The following is a 21,419-nucleotide window of genomic DNA, read 5'->3' as shown; positions in this document are numbered from 1 at the left end:
TTAGGCTGCGGCTTTGGCGGCGTGCAGACTTTCCTGATAACGGGCCACGAAACCCGCGCTCTGCTCTTCCAGCACCTGGATCAGGCGACGGCTCTGGGTCTGTACCACCGTGTAGAGGAACAGCATGGGCACCGCGACCACCAGGCCTTGCATGGTGGTGACCAGGGCCTCCGAGATGCCGCCGGCCATCAGCTTGGGATCGCCGGTACCAAACAGGGTGATGGCCTGGAAGGTCGCAATCATGCCGACTACCGTACCCAGCAGACCCAGCAGGGGGGCGACCGAGGCGATCAGCTTGATGATGCCCACGCCCTTCTCCAGGGTCGGCACATTGCGCAATATCACCTCGTCGAGCTTGGACTCCAGATCCTCGATGTTGTCGCCCTTGTGACCTTGATAGGCGGTCAGCATTTCACCCAGCGGGTTGCCCTTGATGATGGCGTCCGACTTCATCTGCTTGCGCATGGCGCCGCCGATGAGGGAGAGACGGGCACCGCAGAACAGAGCGATCAGCAAACCAACGGCGCCCAGCGCCAGGATGACGTAACCGACCACGCCGCCCTGATCGATACGCTCGGCCAGGGTAGGGGATTGCACCAGCAGCGAGAGGATGACGCCGCGAGAGGGATCCACGTAGATGGGTTCAAGCCCGGCCCCCCCTTTCTCGAAGTCGGCGATGAGGGAGGTCATCTTGCTGTCCGGTTGACGGGAGAGCTCCTCGAACTTGCCGGTTTCGGGGACGAAGTTCAGGTACTTGCCATCGGCAACCGTGTTGAACTCGCCAATCTGGGTGACAGTTTTATCGGCCTGGCTACCCTCGCCATAGACGACGGTGGCCGGGATCTGACTCACTTTTCCTGCATCGACCATGCGACTGAGGATGGTGGTCCAGAAGGCTTCCAGCTCCTGGCTTGAGGGCAGCTCCTTGCTATCAGCCAGTTTGGCCAGCAGCGGGGCCTGATCCGGATGCTCGACCCGCATCGGCGAGGCATTGAAGATGCCCTTGAACTCACCGGCGAACTGACGCACCACGCCGAACATCTCCCCCATGTTGCCGGAGCGCTGGCGCAGGGTCTCGGTCAGCTCGGTGAGTTGCTTGTCGTTGGCATCGAAGCTGGCCTTGAGCTGATCGCCTTTGGCTGTTTCGGCAGCCAGGTCGGCCTTGGCCTTGGCCAGCAGGTTGGCCTGCTCGTTCTTGTCGGCCAGGAAGCGGGCCTCCCGCTCTTTGTTGAGCTGGGATTCGGTCAGGCTGTCGGCCTTGATTTGGCTGAGCAGGGCATTGAGATCCACCGGCTTCTCGGCGGCGGTGACCGGCAGGGTGAACAGGGCGGCACCCGCTATCAGCGAGGCGATCGTGAGTCTGAGTCCTTTCATGATGCTTTCTCCGCAGTTTGAACCGGCAGCTTGATCAGGGCAGGGGGGGCCTGCTTCTTGGCGATGCGAAGGCCTTGTTCAACTGCACTGCGATGCTCCTGGGGCAGCGCTTCCCACTGGCGGGTCTGTTTGTTCCATACCCCTGTCTCCATGCCGTCCGGGGATTGGTAGAGCAGGGCGATGCGGCCGACGCGCAGGAATTCATAGGTCTTCTGGGCGCCATCTTTTTCCAGACTGGCCTTGTAGGCTTCGATGGTGCGACTGAAGCCCTCTTCGATCTGGTAGGCCTCGAGGATCTTGCGGTATTTTTCCGAGATGGTGACATCGGCCCTGTCCATCAGGTGGGTCAGGGCGGCGACCCTGTCTTCACGCTCCACTTTCTGGAACGGCAAATCCAGGCTCACGAACTGGTCGAGGGCGTCAATCATCTTGAGCATCAGCGGCACCACTTCGGTGCTGGTCTGATCAATCTGGGCTATCTGGCGCTGCATCGAGGCCAGCTCGCTGCTCTGGGAGTCGACCATCTTGCCGACCTGTTCGTTATAGACGTGCAGGCTGTCGAGCTGACGCAGGCTCGCCTTGTACTGGGCCAGGGCTGATTCTGCGGTTTCGGCGTAGCTATCTATCTTTTGCTGAGACACTTTCGAGGCATTGTCGGTGGCTGCCTGAGTGTCCACGGCTTGTCCTGCGGTGGCAGCACTCAGGTTGAAGCTGGTCAACAGAGCGGCCGATATCAGGCTGCCCAGAAGCGCTTTCTTCATTGCAATAGTCCTTGTTTTCATAGGATTACCCTATCTCCGTTACTTCCTTGGGACCTTGGGTAAAGCCGGCCCGAAGGCCGGCTCACTGTGATGTCAGCAAAAGGATTAGAACTTCTGGGTGTAGTCGAGGTAGTAGATGCGACCGTCGATGCTGTAGATGTCTTCGTCATAGGTGAAGCCATCGCTCTCGAGAGACGGAATACGGTTGAACATGTTCTTCACACCGGCCTGCAGCTTGCCATCCCAGGGGGTATCGACCCCGACGTTCAGATTCCAGGTGGTGTTGGAGGCGATGTGGCCCGTCTCTTCACCGCTGTCGGCGAGATAATCCTGGCTCTGGGAGTCGATGTAGTTCGCGCTCAGGTAGGTATCCATGTTCCACCACTGCGGCACGTTCACGCCTATCCCCGAGTTGAAGCGCAGCTGCGGCTTGCCGTTCTGGCCTATCTTGTCAATCTCTGGGCCACCGGCGTAGAGACCTTCCTTGTACTCCAGGATGTAGGTGCTGCCGAAGTCATAGCGGATGGTGGCGAAGTTCAGGTCGTAGCGATAATCCGCCTTGAAGTCCAGACCGCTGGTGTTGAGATCTCCCAGGTTGACCATGGGTGCGGTGACCGAGCGGATCTTGCCATCACTGCGACGCTCGACCAGGCTGGAACCGCCGTTGTTGAGCTCGTCATAGATGATGGACTGGGTGGAGTTGAGCTGGATGACGTCCTCAATCTTGATGATGTAGTAGTCCAGGGAGAAGTTCAGATCGTCGACTGGGCTGTAGCTGGCACCGAAGTTCAAGGTGTTGGCCGTCTCTTCCTTCAGCTCCTCGTTGGAGGTACGGACCGTGGTGTACTGCTGGTTCGGGCAGTCTGCCGCAGAGATGCCGTTGTTCTGGCAGTAGACGTAATCCTTGGCCCAGTCCGCCGAGTCAGCATTCGCCGCATAGAGATCCTGCAGGCTGGGGGCGCGGAAGGACTGCGACCAGGAGGTGCGGAACATCAGGTTGTCCAGGGGCTGATAGCGCACGCTGGCCTTGGGCGAGAAGGCGCTACCAAAGTCGCTGTACTTGTCATAACGACCAGCGATGCTCAGCTCGACCTCGTCCAGTACCGGGATCAGAGTCTCCAGATAGACGGCGGTGACGTTGCGATCGCCGCCCGAGGAGTTGCCGGAAGAGCCTATGATGTTGCCCGCTTCGGACTGGGCATCATATTTGTCGGCGTAGACCCAGTCGTTGTACTCGGCCCCCGCGTACCAGCTGACCGGACCGGCAGGCAGCTCGCCCATGTCCCACTGCACACCGGCATACCACTGGTAGAAGTCCATGGTGGCGCGGCGGCTGGTGTCGGCCGCCATGGAGGCGGTGGTGCCGGCATCAAACTCGCCGTTGACGAACTTGCCATCGGCCACGGCCTGCTGGGCGGCGGGGGCCAGCACGTAACCGGTACCGTTCTCCTTGTTGTCGGTTTTGGAGTACATGTAACCGGCGTTCCAGATCAGATCGCCGACGGCTTCGGTGGGCAGGGTGCCCTCGAACGCCAGGTTGAGGCTGCCGGTGGTATCTGTGACCAGATTGTCACGGGTGCCGACGTTGTTGAAGCGGTAGTAGACGTAGGCGGCCTCGCCCAGGCTCTGGGTGGCGCTGGCATCCAGGCCGTTCTGGTTGTAGAAGTTGGCATTTTTCGGGTTGGCCGCATCCACGGTAAAGGCGCCAGCTGCCGGGGCGAAGCGCCCGAAGCTCTCAACCCGGGAGGCGACTATCTGCGGCACGAAATCGACGCTGTCGTTGATATGGTAACGGCCGTTGAGGTAGAGGGTATCCCGGCTGCGCGAAGCCGTCTTGGCGGCGACCTGACCGTAGTCATAGTTGCAGCCGCCATCGAAATTGGTGAAGGGCTCTTTACAGGTGCCGTTGGCATCCGTGGCGCCTGCCAGGGGGCCATATGTCCACTGGGCATCGCCATTGCCATCGACACCGGTGATGCCTTCGACGTTACGGCCATATGCGCTCGGTGACTCCTTGCCCTGCTTGACCAGATAGTCGCGATCCCGGGAGTAGATGATGTCTTTTTGGTCGTGCTCATAGACGGCCATCAGGGAGCCTTTCTCCCCCGAGATACCGGCCATCACGGAGCCGCTCTTCTCGTCACCGCCGTCTTCAGACGGGCTACCGAGGCGCCCCTGGAACTGCAGGCCCTCGTAGTCCTGCTTCAAGATGACGTTGATTACGCCGCCGATGGCATCGGAGCCATAGATGGCGGAGCCGCCGTCCAGGTTGACTTCGACCCGCTCAACGGCCGCCATGGGAATGGTGTTGAGGTTGATGGCGGTGCCACCCATGGTGGGGGAACCCGCGACCCGCTTGCCGTTAAGCAATACCAGCGTTCGCTCTGAACCCAGGCCACGCAGGCCGACGGTGCCCTGTGACTGGAAGGAGCTGCCCGAGGAGGGGGAGACGCCACCGAAGGAGTTGTAGGAAGCCTGCTTGAGGTAGTCAGCGACGGTTTGCTGGCCGGATTGTTCTATCTGGGCCTTGCTGACGGAGACGACAGGGGTGGAGCCTTCGACATCGACGCGGGAGATGCGTGAGCCAGTGACCTTCATTTTCTGCAGCTGTTCAACGGATTGGCCCTCTCCTTCGGCATAGACAGAGGGGGCAACTACTGCGGCAGCGCTCGCCAACGCGAACGCGATGGCAGCAGAGATCCTGCTTTTCCTAAGCATCGCTTATATCCTTCCTGGTTGTTTATTGTTTGCTTCCTGAACCGCCCTCGTTGGAGCGGTGCGTAAGGCTTATCAAGTTTTGGCGGCGGGAGTCAATTGATGGTCACTGTATGGGGAGTGCATGCATTTTGGCGGCGCAATATTAAATGCATAACGTTTTCTTGGTTATATATTCTGACATTGCGCAAAATACAAGGTTAATATTGTGTTAATTTCCTTATTTGTGAAGTATTTGATTGATGCTGAACTTATTGATGACGATGAGGTCTTGCTGGTTTTCATCTCACTTTTCCAGCCCTTTACGATATTTCACTCTGCTGGATCGTGAGGTTAACCCGATAAGTGCATTGACTGGTCAGATGAGGTGTTCGTTTATTGCTTCTTTATAGTCACTTAATTGGCTGTATGTTAAATGGTTGATTTTTATGTGATTAAATTAAAGCCCTACACAGTTAAAACAAATTTTAAATGTTTTGAATATTTTTTTGATTAGTGGTTTTTTATTTCGAATTTAGGTTTTCAGCAAAAAAAGTGCAGAGGTTTACGCTGCATGCGACATGCAAGGGGATGGCCTGAGAGCAAGGGTTCGTTTTACTTGATTTTTGTTGCAGAGGTTTTACAGTGGCCGAGCGGATTGTTTGTCAAATAGCCAGTCAATCCAGCTTGTCGTGCCAGGAAGGAGAGGTCAGCCACAGGAAATGACTGACCAAACAATAACAACAAGGACGAGGTTTAACCCACCATGCTGTCGTATTTCTTACGTCGGATGCTTTTGATCATCCCGACGTTTCTGGGCATCACGCTGCTGGTCTTCACCGTCACCCGTTTCGTGCCGGGCGGCCCGGTCGAGCGCATGCTGCTGCAGGCGCAGGTCTCGCAAAATGAATCCGGGCGTTCCAGTGGCAGCAAAGGCGGCCAGGCTCTCTCCGACGAACAGATCGAGGAACTCAAGGCCTTCTATGGCCTCGACAAGCCGATGCTGATCGCTTATTGGGAGTGGCTGCAGAAGCTGGTGGTGCTGGATTTGGGGGAGTCGACCCGTTATTACGAGCCTGTCTGGGATCTCATCAAGGACCGGCTCCCCGTCACCGCCTTCTTCGGGCTGGCGACCTTCCTGCTCAGTTATGCCGTCTCCATCCCTCTCGGGGTTGCCAAGGCGCTCAAGCACAACAGTCGCTTCGACTCCTTAAGCTCCATGCTCATCTACATGGCCTATGCCTTGCCCGCGTATGTGGTGGGGATCTTCCTCATCACCGTCTTTGCGTTCCACCTGGAGTGGCTGCCCATGGGCGGCTTCCCGGGCGACGATTATGAGTACATGGAGAGCAGCTGGGACAAGATGGTGGCCGTCTTCTCCCACGCCTTGTTGCCGCTCATCGCTTATGCCATCGGCGACTTTGCCATCCTCACCATGACCATGAAGAACAGCTTGATGGAGAACCTGTCGGCGGATTATGTGCGTACCGCCGTGGCCAAGGGGCTGCCGTTTCGCAAGGCGGTGACCGACCATGCCATGCGTAACAGCCTGATCCCCATCGCCAGTCACCTGGGGTCGGTGCTTACCGTCTTCTTCGGCGGTTCCTTCCTCATCGAGACCATCTTCAACATTGACGGTATAGGTCTGCTCGGTTACGAGGCCATCGTCGAGCGGGATTACCCTACCGTCATGGGCATACTCGCCATCACCTCCATGCTGATGCTGGTGGGGAATATTGTTTCCGATATCTGCGTGGCCCTCGTCGATCCCCGTGTGCGGTTTGGAGAATGATCATGAGCCTTGTCCTTAATATCATGGCGATGCCGAGCGGCATGACCCTTGCCGATATCTGCGTGGTGATGTCGGCCGTCGATCCCCGCGTGCGGTTTGGAGAATGACCATGAACCTGAATCCGGTCACCCTGAAGAAACTCAAGCGTTTCAAATCAATCAAGCGGGGCTACTACTCCTTCATCATCTTTTCAATCCTGCTGATCCTGGCGTTGCTGGCCGAGCTGCTGGTCAACAGCCGGGCGCTGGTGGTGAACTATCAGGGGGAGCTCTACTTCCCCACCTATGGTGACGTGATCCCCGGTCAGTACTTCGGGCTGGATTACCAGTACGAGACCAACTATCGACAGTTGCAGACCCGTTTCGCAGAAGCGGGAAAAGGAGACTGGGTGCTGTTGCCCCCGGTGCCCTGGAATCCCTACGAGCAAGACTTCAAGCAAGATGTTTACCCCCCCTATGCCCCCAGCTTGGCGGATCGCCACTTCCTCGGCACCGACACCAGCGGTCGGGATGTGCTGGCGCGACTGGTATACGGTTTTCGCATCGCCATCGGCTTTGCCTTCATCGTCCTGGTGGCGAGCTATCTCATCGGCGTCAGCATTGGCTGCATGATGGGGTTTCTGGGTGGCAAGTTTGACCTTTTCTTGCAGCGTTTCATCGAGATCTGGTCCCAGGTGCCTTTCCTCTACGTCATCATGATCCTGGTCTCCCTGGCCAAACCCAACTTCGGCCTCTTCGTCGGCATCAACGTGCTGTTCGGCTGGATGGGGATCACCTGGTACATGCGTACCCTCACCTACAAGGAGCGGGCGCGAGACTATGTCATGGCGGCGCAGGCCCAGGGGGCCAGCACCAAGCGGATTATCTTCAACCACATACTGCCCAATACCCTGGTGATGATAGTGACCTTGGCCCCCTTCGCCGTGGTCGGCAACATCTCGACCCTGACGGCGCTGGATTACCTCGGTTTCGGGTTGGCGCCGCCGACGCCCAGTTGGGGGGAGCTGCTCTCCCAGGGCATCAACAATCTGGATGCCATCTGGATTGTCAGCTCTGTGGTGGTGGCGGTGAGTCTGGTGCTCATCATGGTCTCCTTCATCGGGGAAGCGGTGCGTGAAGCCTTCGATCCTCGCAAATTTACCCGTTATCAATGAGTGGTCGCCACGCCTGTGCAAGAGGCGGGCGCACCTTGTGAATGTTACCCGTTATCAATCAGTGCCCCGTGCAGGGATGCAGTGACCAGGAGATCAAGATGAACAACAAGATGAAATGGATAGGGGCCCTCTTCCTGCTGGTAAACGGGCAATGGGTGTGGGCGGCGACACTGCCCCAAGGCCTTGTCTGGGAGACCAATGACAAGGATCCCCAGTTTGCTTCTGCCAAGGCGCTGCCGGGCGGCACCTTCAATATGTTTGTGGACAGTTTTCCGCTGACGTTTCGCACCGTGGGGCCCGATTCCAACGGCGCGTTTCGCTCCTTTATCCTGGACAATCAGCTGCGCCTGATCAGTTTTCATCCCAATACCGGCAACCCCATCCCGTCGCTGGCGACCCAGTGGGCCATAGCGCCGGACAATCAAACCGTCTATTTCAAGCTGGATCCGAGGGCCAAGTGGTCCGATGGCAAGCCGGTCACCGCCGATGACTACACCTTTGGTTACGAGATGATGCGATCCAAGCACATCAAGGGCCCCTGGTTTAACAACTACTACACCACTGAGGTGGTGGCGGTAGAGAAGATTGATACCCACACCATTCTGGTCAAGGCCGGTAACCCCAAGGCCAAACTCGACTTGCTCAATACCACTGAGCTGTGGCCCCAGCCCAAGCACTATTACACCCTCGATGAGAACTGGGTGAAGAAGTACAACTGGGCCGTGGTGCCGACCACCGGGCCCTATGTGATGACAGAGGTCAAGAAGGGCAAGTCAGTCACCTTCAGCAAACAGAAGGCGTGGTGGGCCCAAAGCGATCGTTACAACCAGCACAGATTCAACGTCGATACCATCAAGGTGCAGGTCATTCGTGATCGCAACATCGCTTTTCGCCACTTCCTGAAGGGGGAGTTCGACAGCTTCGAGATGTTGTTGCCGAACTGGTGGCACGAGAAGGCCAACACCCAGGAGTACAAGCAGGGGCTGGTCAAGAAGGTGATGGCCATGACGGACACCAAGCAGGGGGCCCAGGGGCTGCACCTCAATATCGCCAATCCCAAGCTGGCCGATATCAATGTCCGGCTCGGTATCCAGCATGCCCTCAACATCGACAAGATGATCAAGACGGTGCTCTATGGCGACTATCAGCGCTCCACCACCTTTGATTCAGGCTTTGGTGCCTTTACCGATGTTGCCTTGCCCGAGCGTACCTATGACATCAACAAGGCCCGAGACTACTTTGCCAAGGGCGGCTTCGACCAGGCTGGGCCGGATGGAATACTGCAAAATGGCAAGGGGGAGCGGCTTAGTCTGGCCATCACCTATGCCACCTCGGAGCACACCAAGCGTCTGACCGCGCTCAAAGAGGAGGCCAAGAAGGCGGGTCTGGATCTGGAACTCAACCTGGTGGATGGCGCCACCGGCTTCAAGGTGATGCTGGAGAAGAAACATGAGGCGGCCTGGCTTGGCTGGGGGGGCGGTGGCCTCTATCCGCAATATTGGGAGTTCTTCCACTCGGACAACGCCAACAAGCCCCAGACCAACAACTTCTTCAATGTGGCTGACAAGGCGCTCGATGCCCTGATCGATGCCTATGGCAGTGAGTTCGACACCGACAAGCGTGCCACGCTCTCCCAGCAAATTCAGCAGCGCATCTATGATCTCGCCATCTTCGTGCCTGGTGCCCAGCTCAACTATGTGCGGGCCAGCGCCTGGCGTTACGTCATGCTGCCCGAGGTGCCCGCCACCAAGAACTCGCCGGATCTGCTCTATTGGCCCATGGACGGTTACCCTTATAGCAGTGGCGGCTTGCTCTGGCTCGATCCCAAGGTAGAGGAAGAGACCAGCAAGGCCAGGGATGCGGGCGAGAGCCTGCCCTCGCAAGATATGGTCGACAAGACCTATGCACGCAGTTGAGAGGGGCGGTCAGATGTCGATAAGCAAGCAGCCTATCCTGGAGGTTCGGGATCTTGAGGTGGAGTTCAGCGTCGATGATGGCAAGATCAAGGTGCTGGACGGCGTCAGCTTCTCGGTCGCCGCGGGCCAGACCTTGGGGATCGTCGGCGAATCAGGTTGTGGCAAGAGCGTCACCTCCCTGGCCATCATGGGGCTGCTGCCCAAGCCCCATGGTCAGGTGGTGGCTGGTTCCATCAGGTTTCAGGGCGAGGAGCTGCTCAGTTTAAGTCCGCAGCAGATGTACAAGGTGCGCGGCAATCGCATCTCCATGATCTTTCAGGAGCCGATGACCGCGCTCAATCCGGTCAAAACCATAGGCGCTCAGTTGGTGGAGGTATTCACCCTGCACAGACCAGAGTACAGCAAGGCCCAGCGTTTCGATGCGGCCATCGCCATGCTGCGCAAGGTGGGGATGCCGGAGCCCGAGACAAGGTTCAACGTCTATCCCCATAATCTCTCTGGCGGTATGCGCCAGCGGGTGATGATCGCCATGGCACTCTCCTGCGAGCCGGACTTGCTCATCTGCGACGAACCGACCACGGCGCTGGATGTCACCATTCAGGCCCAGATCCTGGAGCTGATGAAGGAGTTGCAAGCCCAGACCGGCATGGCCATCCTCTTCATCACCCATGATCTCGGGGTCGTGGCCGAGTTGTGCGACGAGGTGGTGGTCATGTATGCCGGGCGCGCGGTGGAACGAGCCCAGGTGTTCGACCTGTTCGAGCAGCCCCATCACCCTTATACCCATGGTCTGCTGAGCTCCATTCCTCGCTTGGAGGATGAACCAAAGACGTTGCTCAACACCATCAAGGGCCAGGTGCCGGCGCTTTCCGATATGCCCGCTGGCTGCCGTTTTTCCAACCGTTGCCCCCATGCCAGCGGTATCTGCGTGAGCCAGGTTCCGTCCATCGAGTTGCTCCACAATCGGCACGCCGTGGCTTGCCACCATTGGAAGGAGATCCGGGTATGACGTCACTGTTGAGTGTCAAAGGGCTCAAGCAGCACTTCGTCATGGGCGGAGGCTTGTTGCAGAAAAAGTACACCGTCTATGCGGTGGATGGCATCAGCTTCGATCTCAAGCAAGGGGAGACGCTGGGCCTGGTAGGGGAATCCGGCTGTGGCAAGTCGACGCTTGGGCGCTCCTTGCTCAAGCTGTTCGAGCCGACGGCGGGGCAGATCTGTTTCGAGGGGCGGGACATCACGGCGCTGAGTGCCCGGGAGATGCGCTCCTTGCGCCAGGAGATGCAGATCGTCTTTCAAGATCCTGCGGAATCCCTCAATGGTCGCCATACCGTGGGCCAGATCCTGGAGGAGCCCTTCATTATTCACGGCAAGGGGAGCCGCAGTGAGCGCCAGTTGTGGGTGCGAGAGCTGCTCGGCAAGGTGGGACTGCCCGAGACGGCGGCGGATCGTTTTCCCCATGAGTTCTCAGGGGGACAGCGTCAGCGTATCGGCATCGCGCGCGCCATTGCGCTTAAACCCAAGCTACTGGTCTGCGACGAGGCGGTGTCGGCGCTGGATGTGTCCGTTCAGTCTCAAATCGTCAATTTGTTGCTGACCTTGCAGCGGGAGATGAACCTGGGTCTCATCTTCATCGCCCACGACTTGTCGGTGGTCAAACACATCTCGGATCGGATCGCCGTCATGTATCTGGGACGCATTGTCGAGATAGCGCCGGCCCAGCAGCTTTACCGTAATCCACGCCATCCCTATACCCAGGCGCTGATTTCCGCCATCCCTGTGCCGGATCCCCGCCGGCGCAATCAGCGTATCTTGCTGACGGGGGACGTACCCTCTCCCATCTCGCCGCCCCCCGGCTGCCATTTTCATCAGCGCTGCCCCCATGCCGGTGAGCGTTGTCGCAGTCAGTCCCCTCAGCTCGAGCCCTGTGCAGGAGAGGCTCATCAGGTGGCCTGCCACTTCCCCTTGCCCCAGGAGGCGCCAACGCAGGCCGCAGTGGTAACGCTAGGAAAGGCTATTTGAATGCAAGTGGCGCCAGGGCGCTAGTCGCTGGGTTGCAGCCGGATTAAAAAATGGGGCCCGTGGGCCCCATCTTCATTGGTAGCGTTCAGGTTCGGCCTGGGGGGCGTGAGCACAAAGGCCTTGGCAGGACTGCCTTGCCGGATGGCATGGCGGCTGTGTGTGGTATTTTTATAGATGTTTGTTGGTTAATAACGACATTGTTGTCGCCGTGGTTAGGCACCGTAACGGAAGTAGTAGTTACGAGTAGACGGGGCGTAGGTGTCTTTTTCAACACCGCCTCTTTTCTTGCTGGTGGCACCTTTAAGGTGGAACAGCACGGCCAGGTTCTCAAACATGATTCACCTCGTTGCTCTGTTGTTTATCGCGTTTTTTGTGACTCAAGTCACAGTGCAATCCTAGCGATTAATGTGATGCAGATCAAATTTTGAGGTAATTAAACAACATAACTCATGGAAAAGGTTTTCCTGTGCAAGTCGGCTTATGGATAGGTTTTCAGAAAGCGGTTGCAGGCAGGCTCTGGACCTAAATGCGGGATAGCGGGGCATCTGCGGCGGTGAATTCGCCATGCAGAATAAGAGGGGAAGGCAGGGAAGGGGTAGGAATAGCAGGGGGGATGACATCATGCCCCGCACAAGGCGGGGCATGTTGGACTGCCTGGGTCTTATTTGGCAGGGATCTGCTCGAGCACATGCACCAGCAGCTGCCAGAAGCGCTCGACTGCCGGGATATGGACCCGCTCGTCCGGGGAGTGGGCACCGCGAATGGTCGGCCCGAAGGAGACCATGTCCCAATCCGGGTAGGCGCCCTTGAACAGACCGCATTCCAGCCCAGCATGGATCACCATGACATTGGGCAGGTCGCCGAACAGGGTCTGATAGCTGTTGCGCACCAGTTCCATCACGGGAGAGTTGACGTTTGGTGCCCAGCCTGGATAGGCGCCGGTGAACTCGCAGCTGGCGCCAGCCAGGCTGAACAGGGAGCGGGTCATCTGTTCGACGCTCTCGCGGCCCGAGTCATGGAGGGAGCGGATCAGGCACTGAACATAGACTTCGTTCTCGAGGGTCTTGATGACCCCCAGGTTGGTCGAGGTTTCGGTCACCCCCGGAATGGCATCGCTCATGCGGATCACGCCATTGGGGCAGGCCATCAGGGCGTCGAGCAGGCGGCGCTGCAGATCGTCAGAGAGTAACTGACTTGGAGCATCCTGCTCTTGCAGCAACACCGTCAGATTTGCCTCGACGGCTGCCAGCTCAGTCTGGTAGATACCGGCATACTGGTCGACCAGGGCTTTGAAGTCAGCGACACTGGCAGTGGGCACCAGCAGCTTGGCACGGGCTTCACGGGGGATGGCATTGCGCAGGGTGCCGCCGCTGATATCGCTAAGACGAACTCCCAGCGGATCGGCGGCCTTGAGCAGGCGTACCAGCAGCTTGTTGGCGTTGCCACGACCACGGTGGATGTCGACCCCGGAGTGGCCGCCGCGCAGCCCCTTCACTTGCAGTTCGAAACCTGCGCCCTCACCGGCAGCAACCTGCTCCAGGGGGAAGCGGATATTGGCATCCACGCCACCGGCGCAGCCCATGTAGACCTCGCCATCTTCTTCCGAATCTGTATTGAGCAGGATCTCGCCTTCCAGCCAGCCTGCTTCCAGACCGAAGGCGCCGGTCATGCCGGTCTCTTCATCCGTGGTCAGCAGCACTTCCAGCGGACCGTGCTTGATGTTCTTGTCGGCCAGCACGGCCAGACAGCCGGCCATGCCCATGCCGTTGTCGGCGCCGAGGGTGGTGCCACGGGCGGTGACCCACTCACCCTCTATATAGGCATCGACGGGATCGGTGGCGAAGTCGTGCTGAGTGTCGGCATTGGCCTGGGGCACCATGTCCATGTGGGCTTGCAGCACCACAGCTTTGCGGTTCTCCATGCCCGGTGTGGCCGGCTTCTTGATGATGAGGTTGCCCACGGTATCCTGTTTGACCGCCAGACCTTCACTCAGGGCCCAATCGGTGATCCAGGCACTCAGTTTGGCTTCATGCTTGGAGGGATGGGGAATGGCGCAGATCTGTTCGAAGAAGTGCCAAATCAGTTTGGGGGATAGAGAACTAAGAGGTGCCACGTCAGACTCCTTACCAGCACGGGAAATAACCGGGCCCACCAGGGCCTGATGAAGAGGGTAACGATAATACAGTCAATCCCGTAAAACTGTGAGCGATCAGCACAAATCATGGCCGTCACACGCTTTGGCCAGGCTGGCAAGCTGGCGTTACTATGAAATCTGGTGATTTATTTTTGTGACTTGAGTCACAAAAATATTGAGTTTTGCGATGGTGCTGGTAAATTGTCCTCCGTGGTCTCCACCACCGTCAGGACGACGAGAAGTGCCTCCAAGGAACCGAAGCAAAGCAAGTGCGCCTCCATGGAACCGAGTATCAGCTTAAGGATTAAAGCCCGCATTAAGGTTCGTAACTTGTTAAGCAATCAGGAGTTTATATGTCAGGCAGTAGCGCAACTTATTGGTTTACCCCCTCTCTCTACACCCAGGGCTTCAGCTATCCGAATGCCTTTGTCAATCGTCGTTAAGAGGCGATAGGGCCCAACGGCGACATCCATGGGCTCAAGTAGAGAAAACAGCAGGCGTGAGGTTTCCTCCACCTGCTTTTTTTTGCCCGCAAGTTACCTCTTCTTTCTCTCATGCCCTCTGGCGCTTCATCCCTGCGCGATGGGCAAGCTGGCAGAACACCTCGCGCCTCGCGGGTCACTGGCCAAGGGAATCAAACGATACTCATCAACAGCTTTCCTGATAAAAAGGCATACGTTTGCCACCCTTTTCAGCGGAAAATGGTGCTAACATAGCCGCCCAATAGCCTGTCCATGCCCATCCCTTGCGATGCGTCGTCATGGCGAGCCCAGACTGCCCCTCTATTTTTGTTCGTTTCCAGCCCGGCTCACTTAGCCCGAGCGGGATTAAGTGCAAGCTAAATTTGGCGCAGGAGAAGGTGGTATCACCCAGGGGACAAGCGCTGGCAGGCAATAAATTTCAACTGTTCACCTGTTTTAAAATAACTTGTCGAGATCGATAGCATGCCTAAGAAATTCTACGCTCTTTAGGATTCCTTGTTGGCTTTAGTTATTTCCTTTATTTTTCATGTTGTTATGAATATATATAAAGAGCTGCATATTTGAATGGCGACAAAGTGGCGACAGGTTTTTTTGATGATCGAGAATGGCGGCAGAGTTTAGGCTCTGTCGCCATTTTTCATTCTGGCAGTTCTTCCAGCTTCACTTCGAGTTGCAGGCGGTTGGTGTAACCCTGATTGGTGAGGTCATGGACCACCTGGGTGAGTAGCCAGGGAGCCGCGTCGATGTCGGGTTTGAAACCCCTGACGGTGGTGGGTTGTTCCGGGTAGAGCTCGGGGCGTCCCTTGGCCAGGGTGATGTTGAACTCGGCCACCCCACGCTGGATCCGTTCCCACTCTGCACGGGCGGCCCGCATGGCGTTGGTCTGGTTGGCATAGACGTGGCGCAGCTCTTTAACGTTCTCGCTGTCCCCGACCAGCAGTTCATGTTCCTTCTTGTTGACGACGACACCCGGCGGCAGAGGCCGTTCCGGCTTCGGCTTGGTCTTCTTCTTGCGCTTCACCTCGATTTTCTTTTTCTCGGCGGCTTTGTGGTCTTGCCAGTAGGCGGTCACGCCGGTGTAAGCGTCGCGGTCTGCTACAGAGAACCTGTGCTGATCGCCATCTTGGCGGCTGATGGTGATGGCCGGCAGCGGCTGGCCACTGGCGGTGGTGCCCTGGCCCGCCTTGATGAACATCAGTCTGGCAGATTTGACGGTGGCGATGGCATCGCACTGGCCAGCCAGGCGGGTAAGGAAGGCGAGATCGCTCTCGTTGGTCTGGTCGATGTGGTCGATCATTTGCCCCTTGAGTGAGTCACCGACGCAGGGCGTGAGCAGGTAGGGGGCGGCGAGCTGTTCGACGATGCTGCTGATGGTGGTTTGATGCCAGCTGCGCTCGCGTAGTTTGTTCATGCCGCCGCGCAAGTCGGCTGACTTGCCCCTGATGGTGAGCACATCGGGGGCGCCGTTGTGTTCTACCTCGTCAATTTTGTAAGTGCCCTTGTCGACCAATGCGCTGCCCTGCCAGCCGATTAAGGCGCGAAGGGTGGCCCCTCGGCGTGGCATGTCGAGCTGGCCATCGCTGTCATCGAGGGTGATTTCGATAGTGTCGGCCGAAAAGCCCCGGTTGTCGGTGATGGTCATCGACATCAGGCGCGGGCGGATGGCGGCCGAGATGTCACGGCCATCAACCAGCACCTGGTAAGCCGGTACCGGATGGCCTTGGCGCAGGGCGTCGATCTGGCCACGGAAGCGGTTCAATTCACCTTGCAGTACATCAGCCATCAGAACAGCCCCCCGAGTTTGTTGCCGACACTGCCCATCAGCTTACCCACCCCTAGGCGGCCGAACAGGTTGCCCGCGGTGCGGCCCAGCAGGGTGTTGCCGAGGGAGCTGTCGTTGTCATCGACCCGCTTGAGCTTGATGGTGAACTCGATTTTTCGGGCGGTGCCATCGGCAAAGAACTCGCTCCTGGTGGTGCTGATACCCTCGATCACGAAGGAGCCGCGCATCACGCCGTCGCCCTGGATCAGGGGGAAGGCCTGGCCGCTGTCGCCCATCTGGTTGAGCATATCGAGGGAGACGGGGCCGCCGGTCAGCTCGGGGAGTAACACCCCGCTGAAGGTGGTGGTTTCGTCATCCGGGCCGAGGTACTGATAGCCCGGGCGAGCACCGATCCGGTTATTGCCCGGATGGCGCCATGCCCGGTCGTCTTGTTGTGAGAGGGGGGCGAGGGTCGAGCGCATAAACACGAACCAGCCCAAGGTCATCATCATGGCGTTTCTCCTTAGTTGCGATCACTGAAACCGGCACGGCCAAGCGTTTTGTTGGCGCGTTCTTGCTCTCTGATTTTGTCTAGGGCAATCGAGGCCACTCGTGATTCATCCATCCCTGGTGCGGCGTTAACGGTGAGCTGGTAGAACGGCTGACTGTTGATGGTTGTGTTGGCTCTGGGCTTTATTTGTGGCGTTTCTACAATGCGGGGTCCAGTCCCGTAGGTGTAAGCCGAGGAAAGTGCCGGGGTCCCAAAGTTGCCATTCAGATAGCCTGGCGTGTTGGCTGTCGGAATATCGAACTTCGGGATTTTCTTGGTTTCGAGGATGCCGAGCGATTCGAGCAGCCATTCGATCCCTTTCAGGAAAGCCTTGAGCGGGGTGAGGGCCAGGTTGAAGGCTTCGCCCAGGATGCGGCCGACGAACTGGCCGGCACTGCCGAACCCTTCCAGCGTTTCCTTGGAGAACTTGAGTGGTTCGAGCAGGTCGCCAAACCAACCTGATAGCGCTTTAACCCCGGTGCCGATGCCATCAATCAGCGGGGCGAACGGTTTGAAGGCCTCAAAGACGGGAGCCAGCCCGGTCATGATGCCCTGCCATAGCCCGCTGAAAAATGCGCTGATGGGTTCCCAGAATTTGACGATAGCAATACCCAGCGCGATCAAGGCTGCGATGGGCACCAACACCGCGGTGATCGCCCCGAGCATGCCGCCAAAAGTGACCCCCAAGATCCCGAACGTCAGTTTCATGATTGCCATAGGGCCAAGCAGGGCGGCGACTGCCAGTGACAGGCCACCGAATGCGATGGTGACGACCGACACAATGGCGCCAATCTTCATCAGGGTGTTGGATAGTTCAGGGTTTTTCTTTGCCCAGTTGCCGAGGCGCTCGGACAGGTCACCTATCCACTGGGTGATGGCTTTAATCTCTGGCGCTATCGCTTCACCAAAATTGACCATGGCGTTGGTGAAGGTACCAGTGGCGGCATCCCACAAGCTGCCCAGGGTTCCGAGCTGTGCATTGACCCGCTCTTGCAGGGCGGCTTGGTCTGCCATTTTCTTCTGGGTGGCTCGGTAGCCGTCCATACCTTTGCTGATGATCAGCTCCAGCACCTGCAATGTTTCAGCATCGTCGCCGTAGATGCCCTTCAGGACTTGCAGGCGGCGCTCGGTGTTCACCCCCTTCAGCTTGGCGAGCTGCGCAAACATGTTCTCCATCCCTGCGAATTCCCCCTTGCCGTCGGTGAAATTCAGCTTCAACCCGGTGCCTTTTGTGGCTTTGGCAATCTTGCCGGTGTTCATACTCATCTGGAAAACTTTGCGGTAGGCGTTCCCTGATGACTCACCCGCCATGCCAGCCTGATCGGCCATGATGACCAGCGGGGCCAGCACTTTGGCTGCCTCAAGCCCTGACTTGCGCAATATGCCCATTGCTGGGGTGAGTTTGGTGAAGGCGCCCAGCATGTTGCCGCTGTCAACGCCGAGGTAAAACGAGCGCTGGATGGTATCCATCAGCCCCATCATGTCTTTCTCGGCGGTGCCGGTGGCGTCTTGCAGCTTGGCCGCAAACAGCGCCGCTTGGTCGAACGGCATTTTCAACTGCACGCCGAGATAGGCGGTCGCTTCGCCCAGACCTCCCAAGATGGATTTGGCGCTCATACCCTGCTGGATCAGCGTGCTCATCATGTTCTGGAAGTCGGCTGTGGTGCCCGGCAGTTTGTTGCCGAGCTTAGTGGCCAGATCGCTGATGGCTTGGAACTCCTGCCGCACTTGGCCGCCTTTGCCCATCATGGACACCTTGAGGTCAACGACTGATGTTTCGGCTCTAGCGAATTCGATGACAGGTTTCAACGTTGTCATTCCCACTGCTGTACCAGTGGCAAGAGCGGTTGCACCGTGGCCCGCGATCTGGCCGCGCAGTTCTTGGGTTTTCCGGTAGTTGGCTTTTACCTGGTTGAGGCGCTTTTGCTGGTCGGCCAGTTGGCCCAGTTTGGTTCGCTGAGAGTCGAGCACGGTGTTGGCTGCGGCCAAGTCTGTTTTTAGGCGGCGCTGGCTTTCACTGAGGTTACCGGTGTTGATGCCAGTCTTACGCATCGCATCACCCATCTGACCGTGACGGGTGATCATCTCCCCCTGTTTAGTCTTGAGCTGGTTGAAGGCTTTTTCGGCCTTGTTGAACTCATTGATCATCAGCCGGGTTGGCTTGGGGGTATCGGCAATCTTGCGTTGCAGTTCGCTGAACGACCCCTCGGCCTGCTTTAACTTAGCTTTGGTCGCACCAATCTGGGCACCCAGCGTTTTGTAACCTTCGATTTGACCCGCTTGGGTTTCGAGGTCGCGGATTTTTTTCTTGGTGTCGACCAAGTCTTTGGCGGTGAGGCGGCTCTGGCCGCTGACTGCTTTGAGGGGGGCGGTGAGCTTGTCGACCGCCCCGAGCAGGATTTGAAGTTTGAGAGGGTTCATTGTTCTTCGGCCCCGTTGATGCGGTTGTGAGTCTCAACGAGGCGTTGGTGCCAGCCCATCAGCTCGCTGATTTCCATGGCCGCCATCTCGGACGGCGGCCAGTGGGCGATGATGGCAATCTCGGCCATCAGGTCATCTATGCAGTGAGGTAAGCCTCCTGCTGCGAGCCCATCAAAAAACCGACCACCACTACCCCGGCCTTGAGCAGGTCAGCCGGAGCCATGTCTGCCACTTCGGTTTCACTCAGTTCGGTGATGCGTGGCAGCAGTTTGATGAGGGTGTCGACGTTCATCTGCACGATGTCCATGGTGTTGAGGCCGCGCAGGTGGCCCGCTTTTTGGGGGCTGCGGATGGTCAGCTCTGTGATGGTGCTTTCGCCGCGTTGGATCGGGGTATCGAGGGTGACTGTCTTGTTGTCCATGGTGTTTGTTCCTGATGTTGATGTGGTGACGGGCGGCATGGCCGCCCGTTGGGTTGTTGGATGGGTTAGAGGCCGATGGCTTTGCGGTGTTCGGCCATGAGGTCGACGCCGTCGGGGCCGATTTCGACCATGTTGATCAGGTCAATCTCATGCACCACCTGGCCGTTGACGGTCTCCTTGTAGTAGGTGTTGACCATGCTGACCTTGGCCTGGGTGTTGTCGCCCGCCTTGAGGGTTCCCCGGTCGAGCTCTTTGAAGCGGCCACGACAGACGATTTCGACGGCCATGACTTCACCGGTGTCATCACGTTGGGTTGAACCCGCAAAGCGCAGGCTGGTGCCGTCAGCTTTGGGTTCACCCATGCAGCGCAGGAGCTGGTCGCCGTAGCCGCCAAAGGTGAAGGAGACGTCAAGGGCGCTGTCATCCAGTCCCATGTCGACATTGACGGCGCCGCCCATGCCGCCGCCGCGATAGGCTTCGAACTTGCGGGAGAGCTTGGCCGGGGTGAAGTCTTCCGCTTCACCGACCCAGTTGTCGCCATTGAGGAAGACGTTCAGGCGTTTGATTTTGCGTGGCAGTGCCATGGGGGCTCCTTATGCGGCGGCCGCGACGCGGGCGCCAAAGTCGATCAGGTAGGAATCGGTGATGCGCTGCTGGAAGCCGAGGTCTTCGAGCGGCGGTACCGGGGTGTAGTCGTAATCGATGCGCAGCTTGCCAGCCTTGAGGGTGTCTTTGTCGTTGAGCTCCTCGTTGTACCAGCAGTCGAAGCCGAGCAGGTACCCGCCGGTGACCAGTTCGCGTCCCTTGGCCTTGATGCCCTCGATGATGTCTTTCACCAGGGTGGGGGTCATGGGCTTGTCGACGGCCCACATGTGCGCCTCGGCCATTGTGTCGGCCAGGATCTGGGCGGTGCGGGTGTAGTTCTCGAAGGCGAACAGGGGATCGTCCGAACAGGTGCGGTTGCCCCAGTAACGGAAGCCGTCCGCCCGGATGAGGGCGGTGATTTCGTTGGCGTTGAGCAGGCCGACCTCGGTATCGGGGTCTTGCAGATCCCAGAACAGGGTCTTGGTCATGCCGTCGACCCCGGTCACGCCGACGTTGGACAGGGTCTTGTGCCAGCCGATCTCTTTGTCGATGAATGCCCGCAGGGCGGCCGCCTTGAGGCAGGCATCGAGCTTGATGCTGGCATTGGCGGTGGTGTCCCAGGCGATCCAGTCGCCGTGGATAGGCATCAGTTCGCGGCTGGAGAAGTTCTCGCGGTAGGCCAGCGCCGCTTCGACGGTGTCGGCGATGGTCGGCACATAGGCGAAGGCGCGCAGCTTCTTGGCCGCACCCGCCAGGGCGGTGGCGATGGGCAGGGTGCAATTATCCGGCACACAAAGGATGCGGGGCTTGACGGTGGTGACCGGGGCGGCCCGCTCCAGCGCCTTGAGGCCGGTATAGCTGCCATCGGGCTTGATGGTGCCGATGATGTTGCTGGTCAGTTCTGCTGCATCGGCACCTGGTGCGACCCGAACCACGATGACGATGGTGTTGACGGTGTCATAGATGGTTTGCAGCGATTTTTTGAGGTTGCCCTCGCTGCCTGCTTTGGCAATGGCTGCTGGCAGGTTGGCAATCAACACGGGTTTGTCGAGGGGGAAGTAGGTGGCGTCCGCGTCTTCGCTGGTGCAGACCATGCCGATCACCGCCGTGGCGACGGTGCGGATGGTGCGGGTGCCCTCGTTGGCTTCCACGACGCGCACGCCGTGGTGAAATTGGTCCAGTGCCATAGGTTCTCCTGTTGTCCGGACGGAGCATTCTTTGCGTAGGTAATGCAAGGTGATGTGAGCAGGGTCAGGATGCAGGGGCAGGGGATAGCAGGCGAGCGGCGGCCAGTGTATCTGTCGTGGATACACTGGATGGGCGGTGACAAGGCGGTGATGGACGGCAGCAAC

Annotated in this window: 17 protein-coding genes; 5 read left to right on the top strand and 12 right to left on the bottom strand. The window is 58.3% G+C overall.

What is annotated here, in order from left to right; translation table 11 throughout:
* The 3 genes from ACSMDR_RS07305 to ACSMDR_RS07295 all read right to left on the bottom strand — a co-directional run bounded on the left by ACSMDR_RS07305 (nt 1) and on the right by ACSMDR_RS07295 (nt 4,853).
* The gene (locus ACSMDR_RS07305) at nt 1-1,374 is read right to left on the bottom strand and encodes a MotA/TolQ/ExbB proton channel family protein (RefSeq protein WP_005892529.1); all 1,374 of its coding nucleotides are present in this window, start codon (nt 1,372-1,374) and stop codon (nt 1-3) included.
* Nucleotides 1,371-2,135 (bottom strand): DUF3450 domain-containing protein, encoded by a 765-nt coding sequence (locus tag ACSMDR_RS07300; RefSeq protein ID WP_436467779.1) that lies wholly within the window; start codon nt 2,133-2,135, stop codon nt 1,371-1,373. The genes ACSMDR_RS07305 and ACSMDR_RS07300 overlap by 4 nt, the downstream gene beginning before the upstream one ends.
* A gap of 105 nt (nt 2,136-2,240) precedes the next feature.
* Nucleotides 2,241-4,853, bottom strand: a complete 2,613-nt coding sequence (locus tag ACSMDR_RS07295; protein WP_436467778.1) for a TonB-dependent receptor plug domain-containing protein — start codon at nt 4,851-4,853, stop codon at nt 2,241-2,243.
* Between the two features lie 742 nt (nt 4,854-5,595).
* Here ACSMDR_RS07295 and ACSMDR_RS07290 point away from each other — a divergent pair.
* From ACSMDR_RS07290 to ACSMDR_RS07270, 5 genes are all read left to right on the top strand, one after another.
* The gene (locus ACSMDR_RS07290) at nt 5,596-6,621 is read left to right on the top strand and encodes an ABC transporter permease subunit (RefSeq protein ID WP_005892537.1); all 1,026 of its coding nucleotides are present in this window, start codon (nt 5,596-5,598) and stop codon (nt 6,619-6,621) included.
* Nucleotides 6,622-6,730: 109 nt separating this feature from the next.
* Nucleotides 6,731-7,774, top strand: a complete 1,044-nt coding sequence (locus tag ACSMDR_RS07285) for an ABC transporter permease (protein ID WP_436467777.1) — start codon at nt 6,731-6,733, stop codon at nt 7,772-7,774.
* A gap of 98 nt (nt 7,775-7,872) precedes the next feature.
* Entirely contained in the window at nt 7,873-9,690 is a 1,818-nt protein-coding gene (locus ACSMDR_RS07280) for an extracellular solute-binding protein (protein ID WP_436467776.1), read from the top strand.
* A 13-nt stretch (nt 9,691-9,703) separates the two neighbouring features.
* A complete protein-coding gene (locus ACSMDR_RS07275; protein WP_436467775.1) occupies nt 9,704-10,699 on the top strand; it encodes an ABC transporter ATP-binding protein in 996 nt (331 codons plus the stop codon).
* Nucleotides 10,696-11,712, top strand: a complete 1,017-nt coding sequence (locus ACSMDR_RS07270; RefSeq protein WP_436467774.1) for an ABC transporter ATP-binding protein — start codon at nt 10,696-10,698, stop codon at nt 11,710-11,712. Before ACSMDR_RS07275 ends, ACSMDR_RS07270 begins: the two co-directional genes overlap by 4 nt.
* 212 nt (nt 11,713-11,924) lie before the next feature.
* Here ACSMDR_RS07270 and ACSMDR_RS07265 read toward each other — a convergent pair whose 3' ends face one another.
* From ACSMDR_RS07265 to ACSMDR_RS07225, 9 genes are all read right to left on the bottom strand, one after another.
* Nucleotides 11,925-12,047, bottom strand: coding sequence for a hypothetical protein (locus tag ACSMDR_RS07265; RefSeq protein WP_436467773.1), 123 nt, complete (start codon nt 12,045-12,047; stop codon nt 11,925-11,927).
* A gap of 326 nt (nt 12,048-12,373) precedes the next feature.
* A complete protein-coding gene (locus ACSMDR_RS07260) occupies nt 12,374-13,825 on the bottom strand; it encodes an aminoacyl-histidine dipeptidase (protein ID WP_436467772.1) in 1,452 nt (483 codons plus the stop codon).
* Nucleotides 13,826-14,965: 1,140 nt separating this feature from the next.
* Nucleotides 14,966-16,111 (bottom strand): phage late control D family protein, encoded by a 1,146-nt coding sequence (locus tag ACSMDR_RS07255; protein ID WP_436467771.1) that lies wholly within the window; start codon nt 16,109-16,111, stop codon nt 14,966-14,968.
* Complete coding sequence (locus ACSMDR_RS07250; RefSeq protein ID WP_436467770.1) at nt 16,111-16,602, bottom strand: phage tail protein; 492 nt, start codon at nt 16,600-16,602, stop codon at nt 16,111-16,113. Before ACSMDR_RS07250 ends, ACSMDR_RS07255 begins: the two co-directional genes overlap by 1 nt.
* An 11-nt stretch (nt 16,603-16,613) precedes the next feature.
* Entirely contained in the window at nt 16,614-19,061 is a 2,448-nt protein-coding gene (locus ACSMDR_RS07245; protein WP_436467769.1) for a phage tail tape measure protein, read from the bottom strand.
* Nucleotides 19,058-19,189, bottom strand: coding sequence for a GpE family phage tail protein (locus ACSMDR_RS07240; RefSeq protein ID WP_024943529.1), 132 nt, complete (start codon nt 19,187-19,189; stop codon nt 19,058-19,060). Before ACSMDR_RS07240 ends, ACSMDR_RS07245 begins: the two co-directional genes overlap by 4 nt.
* Before the next feature lie 8 nt (nt 19,190-19,197).
* Nucleotides 19,198-19,482: a phage tail assembly protein gene (locus ACSMDR_RS07235; protein ID WP_436467768.1), complete on the bottom strand. Its 285-nt coding sequence runs from the start codon at nt 19,480-19,482 to the stop codon at nt 19,198-19,200.
* Between the two features lie 65 nt (nt 19,483-19,547).
* The gene (locus ACSMDR_RS07230; protein ID WP_436467767.1) at nt 19,548-20,066 is read right to left on the bottom strand and encodes a phage major tail tube protein; all 519 of its coding nucleotides are present in this window, start codon (nt 20,064-20,066) and stop codon (nt 19,548-19,550) included.
* A 9-nt stretch (nt 20,067-20,075) separates the two neighbouring features.
* On the bottom strand, nt 20,076-21,254 hold the full coding sequence (locus ACSMDR_RS07225) for a phage tail sheath protein (RefSeq protein WP_436467766.1): 1,179 nt from the start codon (nt 21,252-21,254) through the stop codon (nt 20,076-20,078).
* Nucleotides 21,255-21,419: the final 165 nt, after the last annotated feature.

This window comes from Aeromonas molluscorum (assembly GCF_051376105.1).
Lineage (GTDB): Bacteria > Pseudomonadota > Gammaproteobacteria > Enterobacterales > Aeromonadaceae > Aeromonas > Aeromonas molluscorum.
The sequence above is the reverse complement of the archived record's forward strand: the minus strand, read 5'-3'. Positions and strand labels throughout refer to the sequence as shown.